At 44.2% G+C, this 12,968-nt stretch carries 18 protein-coding genes; 6 read left to right on the top strand and 12 right to left on the bottom strand.

Going from position 1 to position 12,968, the window contains the following annotated elements; genetic code table 11:
* The 10 genes from QUA78_RS12590 to QUA78_RS12545 all read right to left on the bottom strand — a co-directional run bounded on the left by QUA78_RS12590 (position 1) and on the right by QUA78_RS12545 (position 3,129).
* Positions 1-228, bottom strand: a complete 228-nt coding sequence (locus QUA78_RS12590) for a hypothetical protein (protein ID WP_333306058.1) — start codon at positions 226-228, stop codon at positions 1-3.
* Positions 229-451: 223 nt separating this feature from the next.
* Entirely contained in the window at positions 452-895 is a 444-nt protein-coding gene (locus QUA78_RS12585) for a PIN domain-containing protein (protein ID WP_333306060.1), read from the bottom strand.
* A complete protein-coding gene (locus QUA78_RS12580; RefSeq protein WP_333306062.1) occupies positions 883-1,098 on the bottom strand; it encodes a hypothetical protein in 216 nt (71 codons plus the stop codon). The genes QUA78_RS12585 and QUA78_RS12580 overlap by 13 nt, the downstream gene beginning before the upstream one ends.
* 34 nt (positions 1,099-1,132) lie before the next feature.
* Positions 1,133-1,255, bottom strand: a complete 123-nt coding sequence (locus QUA78_RS12575) for a hypothetical protein (protein WP_333398828.1) — start codon at positions 1,253-1,255, stop codon at positions 1,133-1,135.
* A gap of 14 nt (positions 1,256-1,269) precedes the next feature.
* Positions 1,270-1,524, bottom strand: a complete 255-nt coding sequence (locus QUA78_RS12570; RefSeq protein ID WP_333306064.1) for a ParE family toxin-like protein — start codon at positions 1,522-1,524, stop codon at positions 1,270-1,272.
* Positions 1,524-1,724, bottom strand: coding sequence for a hypothetical protein (locus QUA78_RS12565; RefSeq protein ID WP_333143126.1), 201 nt, complete (start codon positions 1,722-1,724; stop codon positions 1,524-1,526). Before QUA78_RS12565 ends, QUA78_RS12570 begins: the two co-directional genes overlap by 1 nt.
* Positions 1,725-1,925: 201 nt before the next feature.
* A complete protein-coding gene (locus tag QUA78_RS12560; protein WP_333306066.1) occupies positions 1,926-2,312 on the bottom strand; it encodes a type II toxin-antitoxin system VapC family toxin in 387 nt (128 codons plus the stop codon).
* Positions 2,305-2,535, bottom strand: a complete 231-nt coding sequence (locus QUA78_RS12555; RefSeq protein ID WP_333306067.1) for a hypothetical protein — start codon at positions 2,533-2,535, stop codon at positions 2,305-2,307. Before QUA78_RS12555 ends, QUA78_RS12560 begins: the two co-directional genes overlap by 8 nt.
* A 92-nt stretch (positions 2,536-2,627) precedes the next feature.
* Entirely contained in the window at positions 2,628-2,924 is a 297-nt protein-coding gene (locus tag QUA78_RS12550; RefSeq protein WP_333306070.1) for a type II toxin-antitoxin system RelE/ParE family toxin, read from the bottom strand.
* A complete protein-coding gene (locus tag QUA78_RS12545; protein WP_333306072.1) occupies positions 2,899-3,129 on the bottom strand; it encodes a hypothetical protein in 231 nt (76 codons plus the stop codon). Before QUA78_RS12545 ends, QUA78_RS12550 begins: the two co-directional genes overlap by 26 nt.
* 36 nt (positions 3,130-3,165) lie before the next feature.
* Here QUA78_RS12545 and QUA78_RS12540 point away from each other — a divergent pair, with 36 nt between their 5' ends.
* A complete protein-coding gene (locus tag QUA78_RS12540; RefSeq protein ID WP_333398827.1) occupies positions 3,166-3,291 on the top strand; it encodes a hypothetical protein in 126 nt (41 codons plus the stop codon).
* 51 nt (positions 3,292-3,342) lie between these two features.
* On the opposite strand, the gene QUA78_RS12535 is transcribed toward QUA78_RS12540, so the two are convergent.
* Positions 3,343-4,554: a glycosyltransferase family 2 protein gene (locus QUA78_RS12535; RefSeq protein WP_333306075.1), complete on the bottom strand. Its 1,212-nt coding sequence runs from the start codon at positions 4,552-4,554 to the stop codon at positions 3,343-3,345.
* A 141-nt stretch (positions 4,555-4,695) separates the two neighbouring features.
* Here QUA78_RS12535 and QUA78_RS12530 point away from each other — a divergent pair, with 141 nt between their 5' ends.
* The 3 genes from QUA78_RS12530 (at position 4,696) to glcD (ending at position 7,662) form a co-directional block, all read left to right on the top strand.
* Positions 4,696-5,070, top strand: coding sequence for a transporter (locus QUA78_RS12530; protein ID WP_333398825.1), 375 nt, complete (start codon positions 4,696-4,698; stop codon positions 5,068-5,070).
* Between the two features lie 162 nt (positions 5,071-5,232).
* Positions 5,233-6,117, top strand: coding sequence for a DUF6671 family protein (locus QUA78_RS12525; protein WP_333398824.1), 885 nt, complete (start codon positions 5,233-5,235; stop codon positions 6,115-6,117).
* 69 nt (positions 6,118-6,186) lie between these two features.
* Positions 6,187-7,662 (top strand): glycolate oxidase subunit GlcD, encoded by a 1,476-nt coding sequence (gene glcD, locus QUA78_RS12520; protein WP_333398823.1) that lies wholly within the window; start codon positions 6,187-6,189, stop codon positions 7,660-7,662.
* Between the two features lie 204 nt (positions 7,663-7,866).
* Here glcD and QUA78_RS12515 read toward each other — a convergent pair whose 3' ends face one another.
* A complete protein-coding gene (locus QUA78_RS12515) occupies positions 7,867-9,759 on the bottom strand; it encodes a PAS domain S-box protein (protein ID WP_333398822.1) in 1,893 nt (630 codons plus the stop codon).
* Positions 9,760-10,233: 474 nt separating this feature from the next.
* On the opposite strand from QUA78_RS12515, the gene purH reads away from it, so the two are divergent.
* Together purH and QUA78_RS12505 are read left to right on the top strand one after the other, a co-directional pair.
* Positions 10,234-11,778 (top strand): bifunctional phosphoribosylaminoimidazolecarboxamide formyltransferase/IMP cyclohydrolase, encoded by a 1,545-nt coding sequence (gene purH, locus QUA78_RS12510; RefSeq protein ID WP_333304266.1) that lies wholly within the window; start codon positions 10,234-10,236, stop codon positions 11,776-11,778.
* Between the two features lie 223 nt (positions 11,779-12,001).
* The gene (locus QUA78_RS12505; protein ID WP_333304267.1) at positions 12,002-12,937 is read left to right on the top strand and encodes a 2OG-Fe(II) oxygenase; all 936 of its coding nucleotides are present in this window, start codon (positions 12,002-12,004) and stop codon (positions 12,935-12,937) included.
* The last annotated feature ends 31 nt before the right edge of the window (positions 12,938-12,968 follow it).

Here is a 12,968-nt window from a genome sequence, read left to right as displayed (position 1 = left end):
TTACCAAGACACTTCTCTAATTTGTAACTGGAATTCCAAAGCATCCACACGATACGGCAAAAAACCTCGCCATCTCTTTAAATTTTTTCTCGGCAATCTTTCACTACTACCCTCAGTCTGGCTTGTTACCCGATCGCGAATCAATGCTGACAATACTTCTAAAAGCTGCTGTTGCTCGTCAGGAGTGAGACTTTGAGCCTGACTCAGTACCTCGTTATAAGTAGACATAGGCTTTATGTTGAGATTTTTTGGCTGATTGTTATTATAGCAATTTAGGATCGAAGGAATGGCGATCGCCCTTTTCTTCTTAAAGTGCGATCGCCCTTATCTTTCCAAAGTACGATCGCCCTTTTCTTCCTAAAGTACGATCGCCCTTATTTTCCCAGAGTACGATCGCCCTTATCTTCCCCAAAGTGCGATCGCCCCTCTCTTCCCATCCAAAAATAATCGCTCAAATTCTCAAATTATCCAACACTAAAACCGTTAACCCCGGCAAAGAAGGCAACCGCGCATCATTTGTCAAAAAAAACGAAGCACCCTCATGGATAGCTGTAGCCATTTGAATAGAATCGGGCGATCGCAAATTGTAAGTTGCTCTCAGTTGTGCCGCTGTTTCAGCAATATCTGGAGTTAATTCAACAACAGTTAAACTTTCTTGATTCATCAATATTTCACGATATTCTTGAGCCAAGGCAGTATTTTTCTGTCGCAGGGGATGAACTAGCACTTCTACGAGCGTTACTGTTGATGTCACTATCCTAAAATCACCGCGATTAAACGATCCAAAGAAAAGCAGCATCATCTCTAGATATTTTGGATTTTGCTCCATAAAGTAAATCAGAGGCGCAGTATCCAATCCGACAACTTGTCCCTGTAACTGAGCTATCCATTCCATGAATCTCTTTCCCGATCCACATATTCTTGAGCATCAATCTCATGCCAAATTTCCTTACCCAAGCCTGATAATTCTAAAATACTGCGCTTCGGCTTAGGAATCACCCGTTGACGAATATGTGCAAACAATTCAGAGATGAGTCGCATTTGCTCATCTGGTGCAAGTTTTAGAACCTGAGTCAGTACCGTGCTGTAAGTAGACATAGACTCTGCATTAAGATTTTTTGGCTGATTGTCATTATAGCAATTTAGGAGCGAAGGAAGTACGATCGCCCTTATCTTCCCAAAGTACGATCGCCCTGATTTCCGCAAGTACGATCGCCCTTATTTTCCCAAAGTGCCATCGCCCTTTTCTTCCCAAAAGTGCGATCGCCCTTATTTTCCTATCAGCCGATCGTACTCTGCGTGAGTACCAATCCAAAACCACAAAATACCTGTTTTAATTTCAATACCCAACGCCCGATAAGCTTGTCCGGCCCTTACAGACCAATAATTACCAACCTTCTTAAAATGCAGAGAAGGATGAGACGGATCTGCCTTCAGCAACTCATAACACTGATCTGCTGTAGCTTGTACATTTAATGGCAAAGCATTGTAACAATCCCAAAATTTTCGAGTAGTGTAGTGCATTAAATCTCTCGATAATTACCACTCTCAAAATCTGCGATCGCCTCTGCTGCTAAAGCATCCAGTTTCCCCTCAGCAATATCTTTCTCTAACTGAACATCCCATCGTTGGTAATCCAAATTTAGAAACCACTCTAACAACTCTCCAATCTTGTTGGGCGGAAGTTGGAGAATCGCATTTTCTATTTGTTCAATAGTCAACATAGGCTATCTTAACTTACACTAAATTTCGTTGATTTTTTTGCTTGTTATTTATTATATCTCAATTCGGGATTCGGGGAAAAGCGATAGCCCTTATCTTCCCCAAAGTACGATCGCCCTTTTATGCCCAACGTACGATCGCCCTTATTTTCCCAAAGTACAATCGCCCTTTTCTTCCTCAAGTGCGATCGCCCCTTCTTTTACCTAATCAAATGGATTCAATATAGTTAACCCATCAACGCGCTTAAAATCCTTAGCATTGCGAGTTACCAAGACACATCCCTCAGCTAAAGCACAGGCTGCAATTACACCATCACCTAATTTCAAGCGATAATCTCTACGAATTTGGGCTGCACGATCTAAAACTGATTCTGTTAATGATACGCACTTAATAAGCCTCAAAAATTTCCGCAACTCATTCGCTTGTTCTTCTGTCAATGCCGGGTAACAAAGTAACTCTACCCAACTAATCGGAGAGTAAAATGCCTCTGCATCTCCAGCTTCAATCTCATCAAATATAGGCTGAACCTCCGGCTCGTCATAGAAGTAGTAAATCAGAATGTTGGTATCGAGAAGATATTTATTAATCATCCCATTCTTTTCTAAGTTGCAACTGGAATTCCAAAGCATCCACACGCTTAGGCAAAAAACCGCGCCATCTCTTTAAATTTTTTCTCGGCAATCTTTCACTACTACCCTCAGTCTGGGTTGTTACCCGATCGCGCATCAAAGCTGACAATACTTCTAAAAGCTGCTGTTGCTCGTCAGGAGTGAGACTTTGAGCCTGACTCAGTACCTCGTTATAAGTAGACATAGGCTTTATGTTGAGATTTTTTGGCTGATTGTTATTATAGCAATTTAGGATTGTGGGAAGTGCGATCGCCCTTATCTTCCCAAAAGTGCGCCCTAATACACTTCACGACGATGAGCAATAACAGTCACAACCACACGCTTTTGCTCATCATCAATGTCATAAACTACCCGATAATCTCCAACGCGATAGCGATAGTATCCAGCTAATTCGCCTTTGAGTTGCTTAATATTTGGATGACTGCGAGGGTCAGTTTTCAACATCTCAAAACATCTATCTAGCTTGCGTTGTAAAGAAGCTGATGATTCTTCAAAAAACTCCTGAGCATCAAAGCTAAGAACGACTGAATAAAACTTTAGACTTTCATCAGTATTTTCGTTTGACTTCCTCAACTGAAGTCACCTTACCTGCTGCTATATCTTTTTGGGCTTTATTAAATACTTCAAGAAAACCGGGAATTTTTAATAATTCCACCGTAGCTTCATTGCTTTCACGTTCTGCTAAATAAGCTAAGAAATCAGCCACAACGATCAGCCGTTCAGGAGATAAGCGATCTATGGATTGCTTAAGATTCTGGCGAAGTTCTTGAGTTTTCATAGTTCATAGCTATTGAAAATTATTAGAGCTGGCTGTTTGATTATATCAGATAGTCTGAAATTTGGCTCCTGCGGCCCTGATTTTCCCTGCCTGGATTGCGATCGCCCCGATATTGCCTGGATTGCGATCGCCCCGATATTGCCTGCATTGCGATCGCCCTGAACTTCCCCAAACTGCAATTTAGTTGTGAGGAATGTTGCCAGTATAATGTTATCACCTGCGCTTCAACCCCAGCACGCTGAGAAAAAAGCTCGACAAAACCATCTGCAAACCGACAGTCAGGCAAGTGAGCGAGGGAATAACCAAACGCAGAGTTTTAGAAGGATCGAGAGTCCCGAAAGCCGTTTTGCTCCAGATAGTTAATGACAAGAACGAGCCAACTATTCCAATTAAAATCAGCGTGACTCCGACAATCAATCCTGTCTCTAGAGTGACATAGCGAAATATTTTGTTGAGTTTGGGGTCTTCGGGCAGAAATTTCTCGCTGATGGCAAAAATTTTGGTGAAAAAAGCGAAAGTTACTGCTTGAAAACCGATGATAATTGCGATCGCACCATACAGCAGCGTGTGTACATCAAAGCTGATACTCCCAATCTTTTGAGTACCGGGTAACAGCCAAACCACGATAATTAGACCCCAAATCATCAGCGCAGTACCCGGATACAAAAACAGCCACCGAGGACTGTAAAGCAGCAAAAATCGGAGGTGCCGCCAGCCATCTCGCCAAGTTCGCAAGTGCGGCGGTCGGCTGCGGCCGTCGGGAGAAAGTACGGTTGGGATTTCAGTTATCCGCAGCTTGTATACAGAGGCCTTGACCACCATTTCGCTAGCAAATTCCATCCCCGTTGTTTGCAAGTCGAGTTTCAAAATTGAGTCTCTCCTAAAACCCCGCAATCCGCAGTGAAAATCGCCGACGGGACTTGCAAAAAATAGCCGCCCAACCCATGTCAGCACCGGATTTCCTAAATATTTGTGCAGCGGCGGCATTGCACCCGGTTTGATGCCCCCTTGAAAGCGGTTTCCCATTACTAAGTCGAAACCTTCTCGCAATTTGTTGACAAAAAAGCCGAGGTTGGAAAAATTGTAGCTGTCGTCAGCATCGCCCATGATAATATAAACTCCGCGCGCTGCGATGATGCCTCCCATCAGGGCGCTGCCGTAGCCTTTGGCTGCTACGGGCACAACTCTCGCTCCCATTCTGGTAGCGATAGCTTGAGAACCGTCAGTGCTGCCGTTGTCTGCTATGATGACCTCGCCGGCAATATCAAGTTCGCGCAGCGACCTCAGTGCTTTCTGTATGCAGATTTCTAAAGTTTCTGCTTCGTTCAGACAAGGCATGAGTATCGATAGTTCTAGAGTATATTCTCCGCTTGGATTGGTCTGTTCTGCCATATATTTGTTCCACTCTCGATCGCGATCGACCATACTTGATTTTCCCGTATCTCTGCTTAAAATATTAGTGGTGAATAAAACCTAACAAAACTTAATTAAAGTTTTTTAGGTTTTTGGGAACGGCAATTTTTGATTGTACTATAGGTTAGTAAACTTATGAATAGAAGCGTTTTTATGTTATTGCTTGCTGCAATCTTGTGCGGCGTCGCAGGTCAATTCAGCCTGAAGGCAGGAGCTAAAATATTAGGGCCTATTGGCGCTGCTAATTTAATGGAAAAAATTATAGCAATGGCTACCCAGCCGTTGATTGTAGGCGGTCTTTCTTTGTATGCAATTTCTTCGATCGGCTTTATTGTAGTTTTGTCGCGGGCAAACCTTAGCATAGTCTCGCCTTTACTGTCAATTAGTTACCTGTTTACTGTTTTAGGTGGCAAACTTATATTTCACGAGCCTTTGCCGCCGCTGCGGTTAGTAGGCGTAGCCATGATTATGACGGGAGTAATTTTTGTACTCAGAGGTCAAGCTGGGGGGGTGACAGGAGGCAACTAGCGATCGCTTTTAAGATTGACGCTGGAGTGCTGAATTGATAACTTAAGTCAAAGGGTGTATAGCAATCGTAAATGAGTAGTAAATTTTTGACCCCACCCCAACCCTCCCCTTACCAAGGGGAGGGAGTAAGAAATTCACACTGTTATGAAATGATGCTGCTATATGTCTAATATTTCTGAGCCGGTGAATCCCAATCAATTATTGAGCGATCGCACCGCAGTTCTTGCTACCATGCACCAAAAAGAACGGGTGATGGCTCCAGTGTTGGAACGAGAATTGGGTGTAAATATCCTAGTACCTGCGGCGCTTGACACTGACGCATTCGGCACGTTCACCAGAGAAGTCAAACGCTTAGGAACACAAATAGAAGCGGCTCGCCATAAAGCACAAAAAGCCCTAGAAATTGCGGGCGAAACTCTTGCCTTTGCCAGCGAAGGTACTTTCGGCCCTCACCCAATGATGCCGTATCTGCCAGCTAACAGAGAAATAGTAATTTTATTAGATCGAGCCAACAATATCGAACTAATCGGCGACTCTTTCTCCGTTGAAACTAACTACAGTCACCAGTTAGTTTCCAGCACAGAAGAAGCAGATGATTTTGCGAAAAAAGCGGGATTTCCCGATCACGGACTGGTGGTTGTAGTTGGTGACGCTGCCCTCGGTAACGGTGAAATTGTCAAGGGCATTAAGACAGAAAAACAACTTTTTGACGCTGTAACAGCCGGCTTAAAAAAATCGTCAACTGGCCGAGTTCACATCGAAACAGATATGCGGGCGATGTACAATCCAACTCGGATGAAAAACATCGAAAATGCAACTCTCGATTTAGTTAAAAAATTTAAGCAATTCTGCCCGGAGTGCGGTTGGCCGGGATTCGATATTGCTGAGACGAAAATCGGATTGCCCTGCGAACTTTGCTATTTTCCGACTCAGCTAGTGCGATCGGCAATCTATAAATGCAAAAAGTGCGGTTATACTAAAGAAAAACTATTTCCCGACGGTCGAGAGACTGCCGATCCTTCCCTGTGTCAATATTGCAACCCTTAGAAAAATAATTGCACAAAAATAGTAAAGTTTGTCACAATATTATTGATAGTTCCCTAATTAAATTCACTAATGATAGCCATAGAAACAGAACGCAACTGGAAACCCGTTATTAAAGAATTCGAGGCTGTAGTCGGCAAAAATGGCGTTGTGCAGCGTCGCGAAGAATTAATTGTCTACGAGTGTGACGGACTCGCCAGCTACCGCCAGCGCCCCGCCGTGGCGGTATTGCCTCGAACTACGGAGGAAGTGGCGCAATTGGTCAAAATATGCGATCGCAACTCAATTCCCTGGGTGGCTAGAGGCGCAGGCACCGGCCTTTCCGGCGGCGCTTTGCCTGTAGAAAACTGCGTGCTGATTGTCACTGCCCTGATGCGAAAAATCCTGAAAGTAGACTTAGAAAATCAGCAAGTAGTCGTGCAGCCGGGAGTAATTAATAACTGGGTAACGCAAGCAGTTAGCGGCGCTGGTTTCTACTACGCGCCCGATCCTTCCAGTCAAATTGTTTGTTCGATTGGCGGCAACGTTGCCGAAAATTCTGGCGGGGTTCACTGCCTCAAATACGGAGTCACAACAAATCACGTTTTAGGATTAAAATTGGTACTTCCAGACGGTTCTATTGTCGATGTCGGTGGCGAAATTTCCGAAATGCCCGGTTACGATTTAACTGGTGTATTTGTCGGTTCCGAAGGCACTTTAGGAATCGCCACAGAAGTTACTTTGCGAATTCTCAAAGCGCCGGAATCGATTTGCGTTCTCCTAGCGGATTTTTCCAGTATAGAAGCAGCGGGCGAATCGGTTTCCGATATTATCAGCGCTGGTATTATTCCCGGAGGCATGGAAATTATGGATAACATCAGCATTAATGCTGTGGAAGATGTGGTGGCAACTGGATGTTATCCCCGCGATGCCGCGGCAATTCTCCTGGTAGAAATCGACGGTTTAGAAGTGGAAGTGGCCACAAACAAACAGCGGATTGCCGATATTTGCAAGCATAACGGAGCGCGAAATATCACCACGGCAACCGACCCGGAAACGCGCCTAAAAATTTGGAAAGGGCGGAAAGCTGCTTTTGCTGCGGCGGGTCATCTCAGCCCGGATTATTACGTGCAAGACGGCGTAATTCCACGAACGCAAATGGCTTATGTTTTGAAAGAAATTGAGGGTTTGAGCGAGAAATACGGTTATCGAATTGCTAATGTATTTCACGCGGGAGACGGGAATTTACACCCGCTGATTCTGTACGATAACTCGGTAAAAGGTGCGCTGGAAAAGGTGGAAGAATTGGGCGGGGAAATTCTCAGGCTTTGCGTGAAAGTTGGGGGAAGTCTTTCGGGGGAACACGGCATCGGTGCTGACAAGAAGTGTTTTATGCCAGATATGTTTTCCGAGGTAGATTTGGAGACGATGCAGTGGGTGCGTCAGGTGTTTAATCCGAAAGGTTTGGCGAATCCTGGGAAGATGTTTCCGACGCCGAAGACTTGCGGAGAAGCGGCGAGGGCTAAGGTTGAAACTTTTAAGAAGTTGGATGGTGCGGAGGTTTTTTAATTCGCTATTTATGCGGGTAATGTCAGCAGAAAAGCACCCTGAAATTGTCTCTACAATGGGGAGGCAAAGCCTCTAAATATGCGTTTCCAGCCAGATTCGGGTAACGAGAAAAAACGCTTTTTCTCGTTTTTTAGGAGTGCGCTCGTCCCGATCGCTTGTTTGCCTATATATCAAGTTGGTAAGGTGCAGATTGCACATTCCGCGCTAATGTGCGATCGGAATTTTGATAGTAAATTCCGTGCCCTTGCCCAATTCCGAAGTACAATATAATTCGCCGTTGTGTCTTTCTACAATAATTTGGTAGCTAATTGACAAACCCATTCCCGTGCCTTTGCCAATGGGTTTGGTAGTAAAAAATGTATCGAATATCTGCTGTTTGACTTCCTCATTTATTCCCGGGCCGTTGTCGGCAATTTTAATTTCTACAAAATTGCCGACCACTTCCGTACCAATACTAATCTGGCTAGGATTTTCTAGCATTTCTTGACAATTTTGCCTACTGTTCGCATCTTCTAAAGCATCGATCGCATTGCTGAGAATATTCATAAAAACTTGATTGATCGGCCCAGCAAAACACTCAACAGTCGGCAATTCTCCGTATTGTTTGACAATTTGAATTGGCGGCTTTTCTCCGTTCCCTTTCAAACGGTGATTGAGAATTAACAGCGTGCTGTCAATACCTTCGTGGAGGTTAACGGGTTTCATCTGTGAATCGTCGTGCCGCGAAAAGTTCCGCAGCGACTGCACAATCTGGCAAATCCGCTCGACACCAACGCTCATTGAGGACAGTATTTTAGGTAAATCTTCAGCTAAAAAATCGAGTTCATTTTCTTCTCTTTCCTGTTGAATTTCAGCGACTGGATTAGGATAATGCTTTTGGTAAAGTTCGAGGTGGTCAAACAAGTCTTGAGTATAATTTGTGAGATGAGTGAGATTGCCATAAATGAAGCTAACTGGGTTGTTAATTTCGTGAGCGACGCCGGCAAGTAGCAATCCCAAACTAGACATTTTTTCGCTTTGAACTAATTGGGAATGAGTGGCTTTGAGTTGGTTAAGTGTAGCTGCTAGTTGAGCGGTTTGTTCTCTGCTTTGTGCTTCGGAATTATGCAAGGCTTCTTCGGCTTGTTTGCGCTCAGTGATGTCTCTCTGTACGCCAATAAAATGAGTTAATTTGCCCATTCGATCGCGCACGGGTGATATTGAGAAACAATTCCAAAAAGCGGTTCCGTCTTTGCGGTAATTCTTTAATATTACCTTGCATTCGCTTTCTGTTTGCAAGGCTTGGCGAATGATTTCTACTGCCGCCAGATCCGTATCGCTTCCGTGCAAAAATCGGCAGTTTTTTCCGAGAATTTCCTGTCGGCGATAACCTGTCATGCTTTCAAATGCGGGATTGCAATAAATAATGGGATGTTCTGGGTGAGTGGCGTCACAAATCGTAACTCCGGTGCTAGTAGCTGCTATAGCTCGATCGTACAACCAAAGCATTTCTTCTGCGCGCTTGCGATCGGTAATGTCCCGCAGCGTAGCTAAATAAGCCATTTCTCCCTCCCATTCCGTTTCCACCACCCGCATTTCTACTACAGCATTTGCTTTTTGCTGGCGAATAGCTTCAACTTCTGTTTGCACGACGCGAGTTCCTGCTACTTCTGTTTTTCCTACTTGGGGAATAATATCCGTGGCCATCTCAATGTCGCAAGCTGAACTTTCTACTACCAAATTGCCAAAAAATGCTTGACCTAAAAGTTCCTCTGCTTTGCAGTTAAACAGCGCTTCTGCTGACTGGTTGGCAAAACAGACAAGTCCTCGCTTGTTAACGATTGCGATGCCGTCGGCATTTTTTTCGATCGCATTCCGAAACCGAGATTCGCTAGCCTTCAAATCCTGCTTTAGCTGTTCCATTGCTCGCTCCACCTGCTGCAGTTCGCACAAACTAACACTATAAGCTTCGGAAATATTTGCCTCGGTCGAATTCTCCGCTCTTTTTTTTGGCATCTGTTGGTAGCCTGTTCTATTGGTCAGATTGGGAGCAGTTTTTTTATGGTTCCTGCTAATATTACTGAGTTTATTTTCTGGATCGGCTTCTTGAAAAAACATATTTTAACCCTACCAAATTATTTTCTAGATTAAGGTGTTGCGCTCGCCCAATTTTCCGGGAAATTTAGGGAGAGAGCAATTTACACCCGATGCTAGCACATGACTTTTAGAATTCATCATAAAACATCGTTAAAATTCAACAGCCATCGCCATAGAATTATCAATTAAGTTTTATTAAGTAATTTCAACAACATTGACACTTACGTAGCGACACGAACTGTGCAAGCTGGATATGGCTTCAATCCCCCTCGCACTCACAAAATAATCAGTTCCACGCAAAAGTCCTAAATATTTAGAAGCCACTGGTCAGTATAAAATATTATATAATTTTGACAAATAATATACTTTAAATGAGCGAACTCATCCTTAAAACTTCAAAAATAATCATAATTAGCCATTACCAAATCATCTCCCTGCAGGCAGATGTGATATAGAATATAACCTATCTATTTTTGCGATCGCAACTTCAAACCAATGGCACGTCTAGCACTTCTGAGCACATCTAATAAAACCGGACTAATCGACTTAGCGCGCAGTCTAGTAGAAGAATTTGAATTTGACATAATTAGTAGCGGCGGGACAGCAACGGCCCTCAAAGAAGCAGGCATCCCAGTGACCAAAGTTGCGGAATATACTGGTTCGCCCGAAATTTTGGGAGGGCGAGTCAAAACACTTCACCCACGAATCCACGGAGGTATTTTAGCGCGCCGCGATGTACCGGAAGACCTGGCAGATTTAACCGAAAATCAAATTCGGGCGATCGATCTAGTTGTAGTGAATCTGTATCCATTTGAAGAGACAATTTCTAAACCAGGAGTTACTCTAGCAGACGCAATTGAGCAGATAGATATCGGCGGGCCAGCAATGTTGAGAGCTTCAGCCAAAAACCACGCTCATTTGACAGTTTTGTGCGACCCAGAACAGTACAATACTTATTTAAAAGAATTGCGGGAAAATGGCGGCGAAGCATCCTTAGAGTTTCGGCAAAGATGCGCCCTAGAAACCTTTAAACATACAGCAAACTACGAGCGCGCGATCGCAACTTATCTCAGCAGCCAATCCGCTGAAGAATCTGCGCTACCAGACCAGTTTAATTTATCAGGAAAAGAGTTGCAAACTCTCCGCTACGGCGAAAATCCCCATCAAGCCGCCACCTGGTATCAAAGCGGAAGTACACCGACAGGCTGGACGACTAGCACCATCCTGCAAGGCAAAGAATTAAGCTACAATAATTTAGTAGATTTAGAAGCAGCAAGGCGGCTGATCGTAGAATTCCCTGACACCCCCGCCGCCGCTATTCTGAAGCATACAAATCCTTGCGGCACAGCCTTGGGAACAACTATTTCTGAAGCTTATCAAAAAGCCTTCGATACCGATTCAGTCTCAGCTTTCGGTGGAATTGTTGCCCTCAACCGCCCGATTGATGCTGCTACCGCAACGGCATTAACTAAAACATTTTTAGAATGTATTGTCGCGCCGGGGTGCGAACCAGAAGCAGAAGAAATTATCAAGAAAAAGGCGAAAGTTAGAGTATTAATTTTGCCAGATTTGACTCAAGGGCCGCCACAAACTGTTAAAATTATTGCAGGCGGTTTGCTGGTACAAGAGTCAGATAATATAGTAGAAGAAACTAGCAAATGGCGGACTGTTACTGAGAAACAGCCGACGGCGGGAGAGTTGGAAGAATTGCTGTTTGGTTGGAAAGTAGCGAAACACGTCAAATCAAATGCGATCGTTGTGACGCGCGATCGCACTACAATCGGTGTCGGCGCCGGACAAATGAATCGCGTGGGATCGGTTAAACTAGCATTGGAACAAGCAGCAGAGAAGAGCAAAGGAGCGATTTTGGCTAGCGACGGTTTCTTCCCCTTCGACGATTCAGTCAAAACTGCGGCTGAGGCGGGAATAATTGCGATCGTCCAACCGGGAGGAAGTATGCGCGATCGAGATTCCATTGAAGCCGCCAACCAACTCGGAATCACAATGGTTTTCACCGACATCCGTCACTTTTTGCATTAATTAAGTTCGTAGTGTAGTAATGACATCTTAGGTATCTCTCACGAACAAACAAGATGCCTGTTCCACAAAGAGTCAATTCTATTGTGGGATGGGCTTCTAGCCAGCCCTAAAGCAATGATAGAATTTTTGTTCTTCCATCTTCCATCTTCCATCTTCCATCTTCCATCTTCCATCCGCCCTTGCGAATCCGTTGCCGAATTTTCTTCTTCTATAACTAACGGCTATGACTAGCACAATTAAACCGCAAATTAAACCCCAAGACATAAAAGTCAAAATCCTCCTCACCGGCGGACATCAATGTACCGTCACCCTCAAATCTGATACACAATTATTGCACAGCCTGATTAAAACATTAGTCGATCGCACTCAACAAACACCCGGTTTTTCCACCTTATTTCAAATCCCTATAGACGGAGGTCGTTCCGCCCTTTCTTTTCCCGGCGAAAACCTAGTCGGATTAGTCACCGAACCCCCAATTTACTTGCAGCAACTGCAACCGCAGCAGCCTGCAACTCCCGTAGAAATTCCCGCCCCAGAAATTCCCGCCCCTGCGCCACCTGTAAATGATGACTTAATATCTCGCTACGCCCAAATTGACAACTTTTTGACATCCGCAGAAAAGAACAAACTCATCAAATATGTTTTAGCAAAAGAATCAGAATTTGTGAGTACCAGCACCTCAACCAATGCCGAAGATTATCGGCGTTCGATGGTACTCCATTCGTTCCCCGAATTTTCGGAACTGATGGTTAATCGCATCAAAGCAATTCTCCCCGACGTGCTGCGCAAATTAAATATTCCCTCATTTCCGCTTGGTGAAATAGAAGCTCAGTTAACCATGCACAACGACAACAACTTTTACAAACTTCACAACGACAGTGGCTCTCCAGATACCGCAACCAGATTTTTTACTTACGTTTACTATTTTAATCGAGAACCCAAAGCTTTTTCTGGAGGCGAATTGCAGATTTATGACAGCAAAATTGAGAACAATTTCTATGTTGCGGACGAGACATTCAGAACCGTTGAGCCTCGTAATAACAGCATCGTATTTTTTCTTAGTCGGTATATGCACGAAGTTTTGCGAGTTAGCTGTCCCTCGAAAGCTTTTGCTGATAGCCGCTTTACTATTAACGGCTGGGTACGCAAAGCAAATTGAGGTTAATTCATAGTCCTGGACGCACTAATCA

It is taken from the genome of Microcoleus sp. K4-B3 (genome assembly GCF_036704615.1).
Taxonomy (GTDB): domain Bacteria; phylum Cyanobacteriota; class Cyanobacteriia; order Cyanobacteriales; family Microcoleaceae; genus Microcoleus.
Note: the sequence above shows the minus strand (reverse complement) of the source record. Positions and strands in the feature narration are given on the sequence as shown.

What these genes read in the sequence shown, in the direction of transcription:
- QUA78_RS12590 (WP_333306058.1), bottom strand. Translation starts at nt 228, where the DNA reads ATGTCTACTTATAACGAGGTACTGAGTCAGGCTCAAAGTCTCACTCCT.
- QUA78_RS12585 (WP_333306060.1), bottom strand. Translation starts at nt 895, where the DNA reads ATGGAATGGATAGCTCAGTTACAGGGACAAGTTGTCGGATTGGATACT.
- QUA78_RS12580 (WP_333306062.1), bottom strand. Translation starts at nt 1,098, where the DNA reads ATGTCTACTTACAGCACGGTACTGACTCAGGTTCTAAAACTTGCACCA.
- QUA78_RS12570 (WP_333306064.1), bottom strand. Translation starts at nt 1,524, where the DNA reads ATGCACTACACTACTCGAAAATTTTGGGATTGTTACAATGCTTTGCCA.
- QUA78_RS12565 (WP_333143126.1), bottom strand. Translation starts at nt 1,724, where the DNA reads ATGTTGACTATTGAACAAATAGAAAATGCGATTCTCCAACTTCCGCCC.
- QUA78_RS12560 (WP_333306066.1), bottom strand. Translation starts at nt 2,312, where the DNA reads ATGATTAATAAATATCTTCTCGATACCAACATTCTGATTTACTACTTC.
- QUA78_RS12555 (WP_333306067.1), bottom strand. Translation starts at nt 2,535, where the DNA reads ATGTCTACTTATAACGAGGTACTGAGTCAGGCTCAAAGTCTCACTCCT.
- QUA78_RS12545 (WP_333306072.1), bottom strand. Translation starts at nt 3,129, where the DNA reads ATGAAAACTCAAGAACTTCGCCAGAATCTTAAGCAATCCATAGATCGC.
- QUA78_RS12535 (WP_333306075.1), bottom strand. Translation starts at nt 4,554, where the DNA reads ATGGTCGATCGCGATCGAGAGTGGAACAAATATATGGCAGAACAGACC.
- QUA78_RS12530 (WP_333398825.1), top strand. Translation starts at nt 4,696, where the DNA reads ATGTTATTGCTTGCTGCAATCTTGTGCGGCGTCGCAGGTCAATTCAGC.
- QUA78_RS12525 (WP_333398824.1), top strand. Translation starts at nt 5,233, where the DNA reads ATGTCTAATATTTCTGAGCCGGTGAATCCCAATCAATTATTGAGCGAT.
- glcD (WP_333398823.1), top strand. Translation starts at nt 6,187, where the DNA reads ATGATAGCCATAGAAACAGAACGCAACTGGAAACCCGTTATTAAAGAA.
- QUA78_RS12515 (WP_333398822.1), bottom strand. Translation starts at nt 9,759, where the DNA reads ATGTTTTTTCAAGAAGCCGATCCAGAAAATAAACTCAGTAATATTAGC.
- purH (WP_333304266.1), top strand. Translation starts at nt 10,234, where the DNA reads ATGGCACGTCTAGCACTTCTGAGCACATCTAATAAAACCGGACTAATC.
- QUA78_RS12505 (WP_333304267.1), top strand. Translation starts at nt 12,002, where the DNA reads ATGACTAGCACAATTAAACCGCAAATTAAACCCCAAGACATAAAAGTC.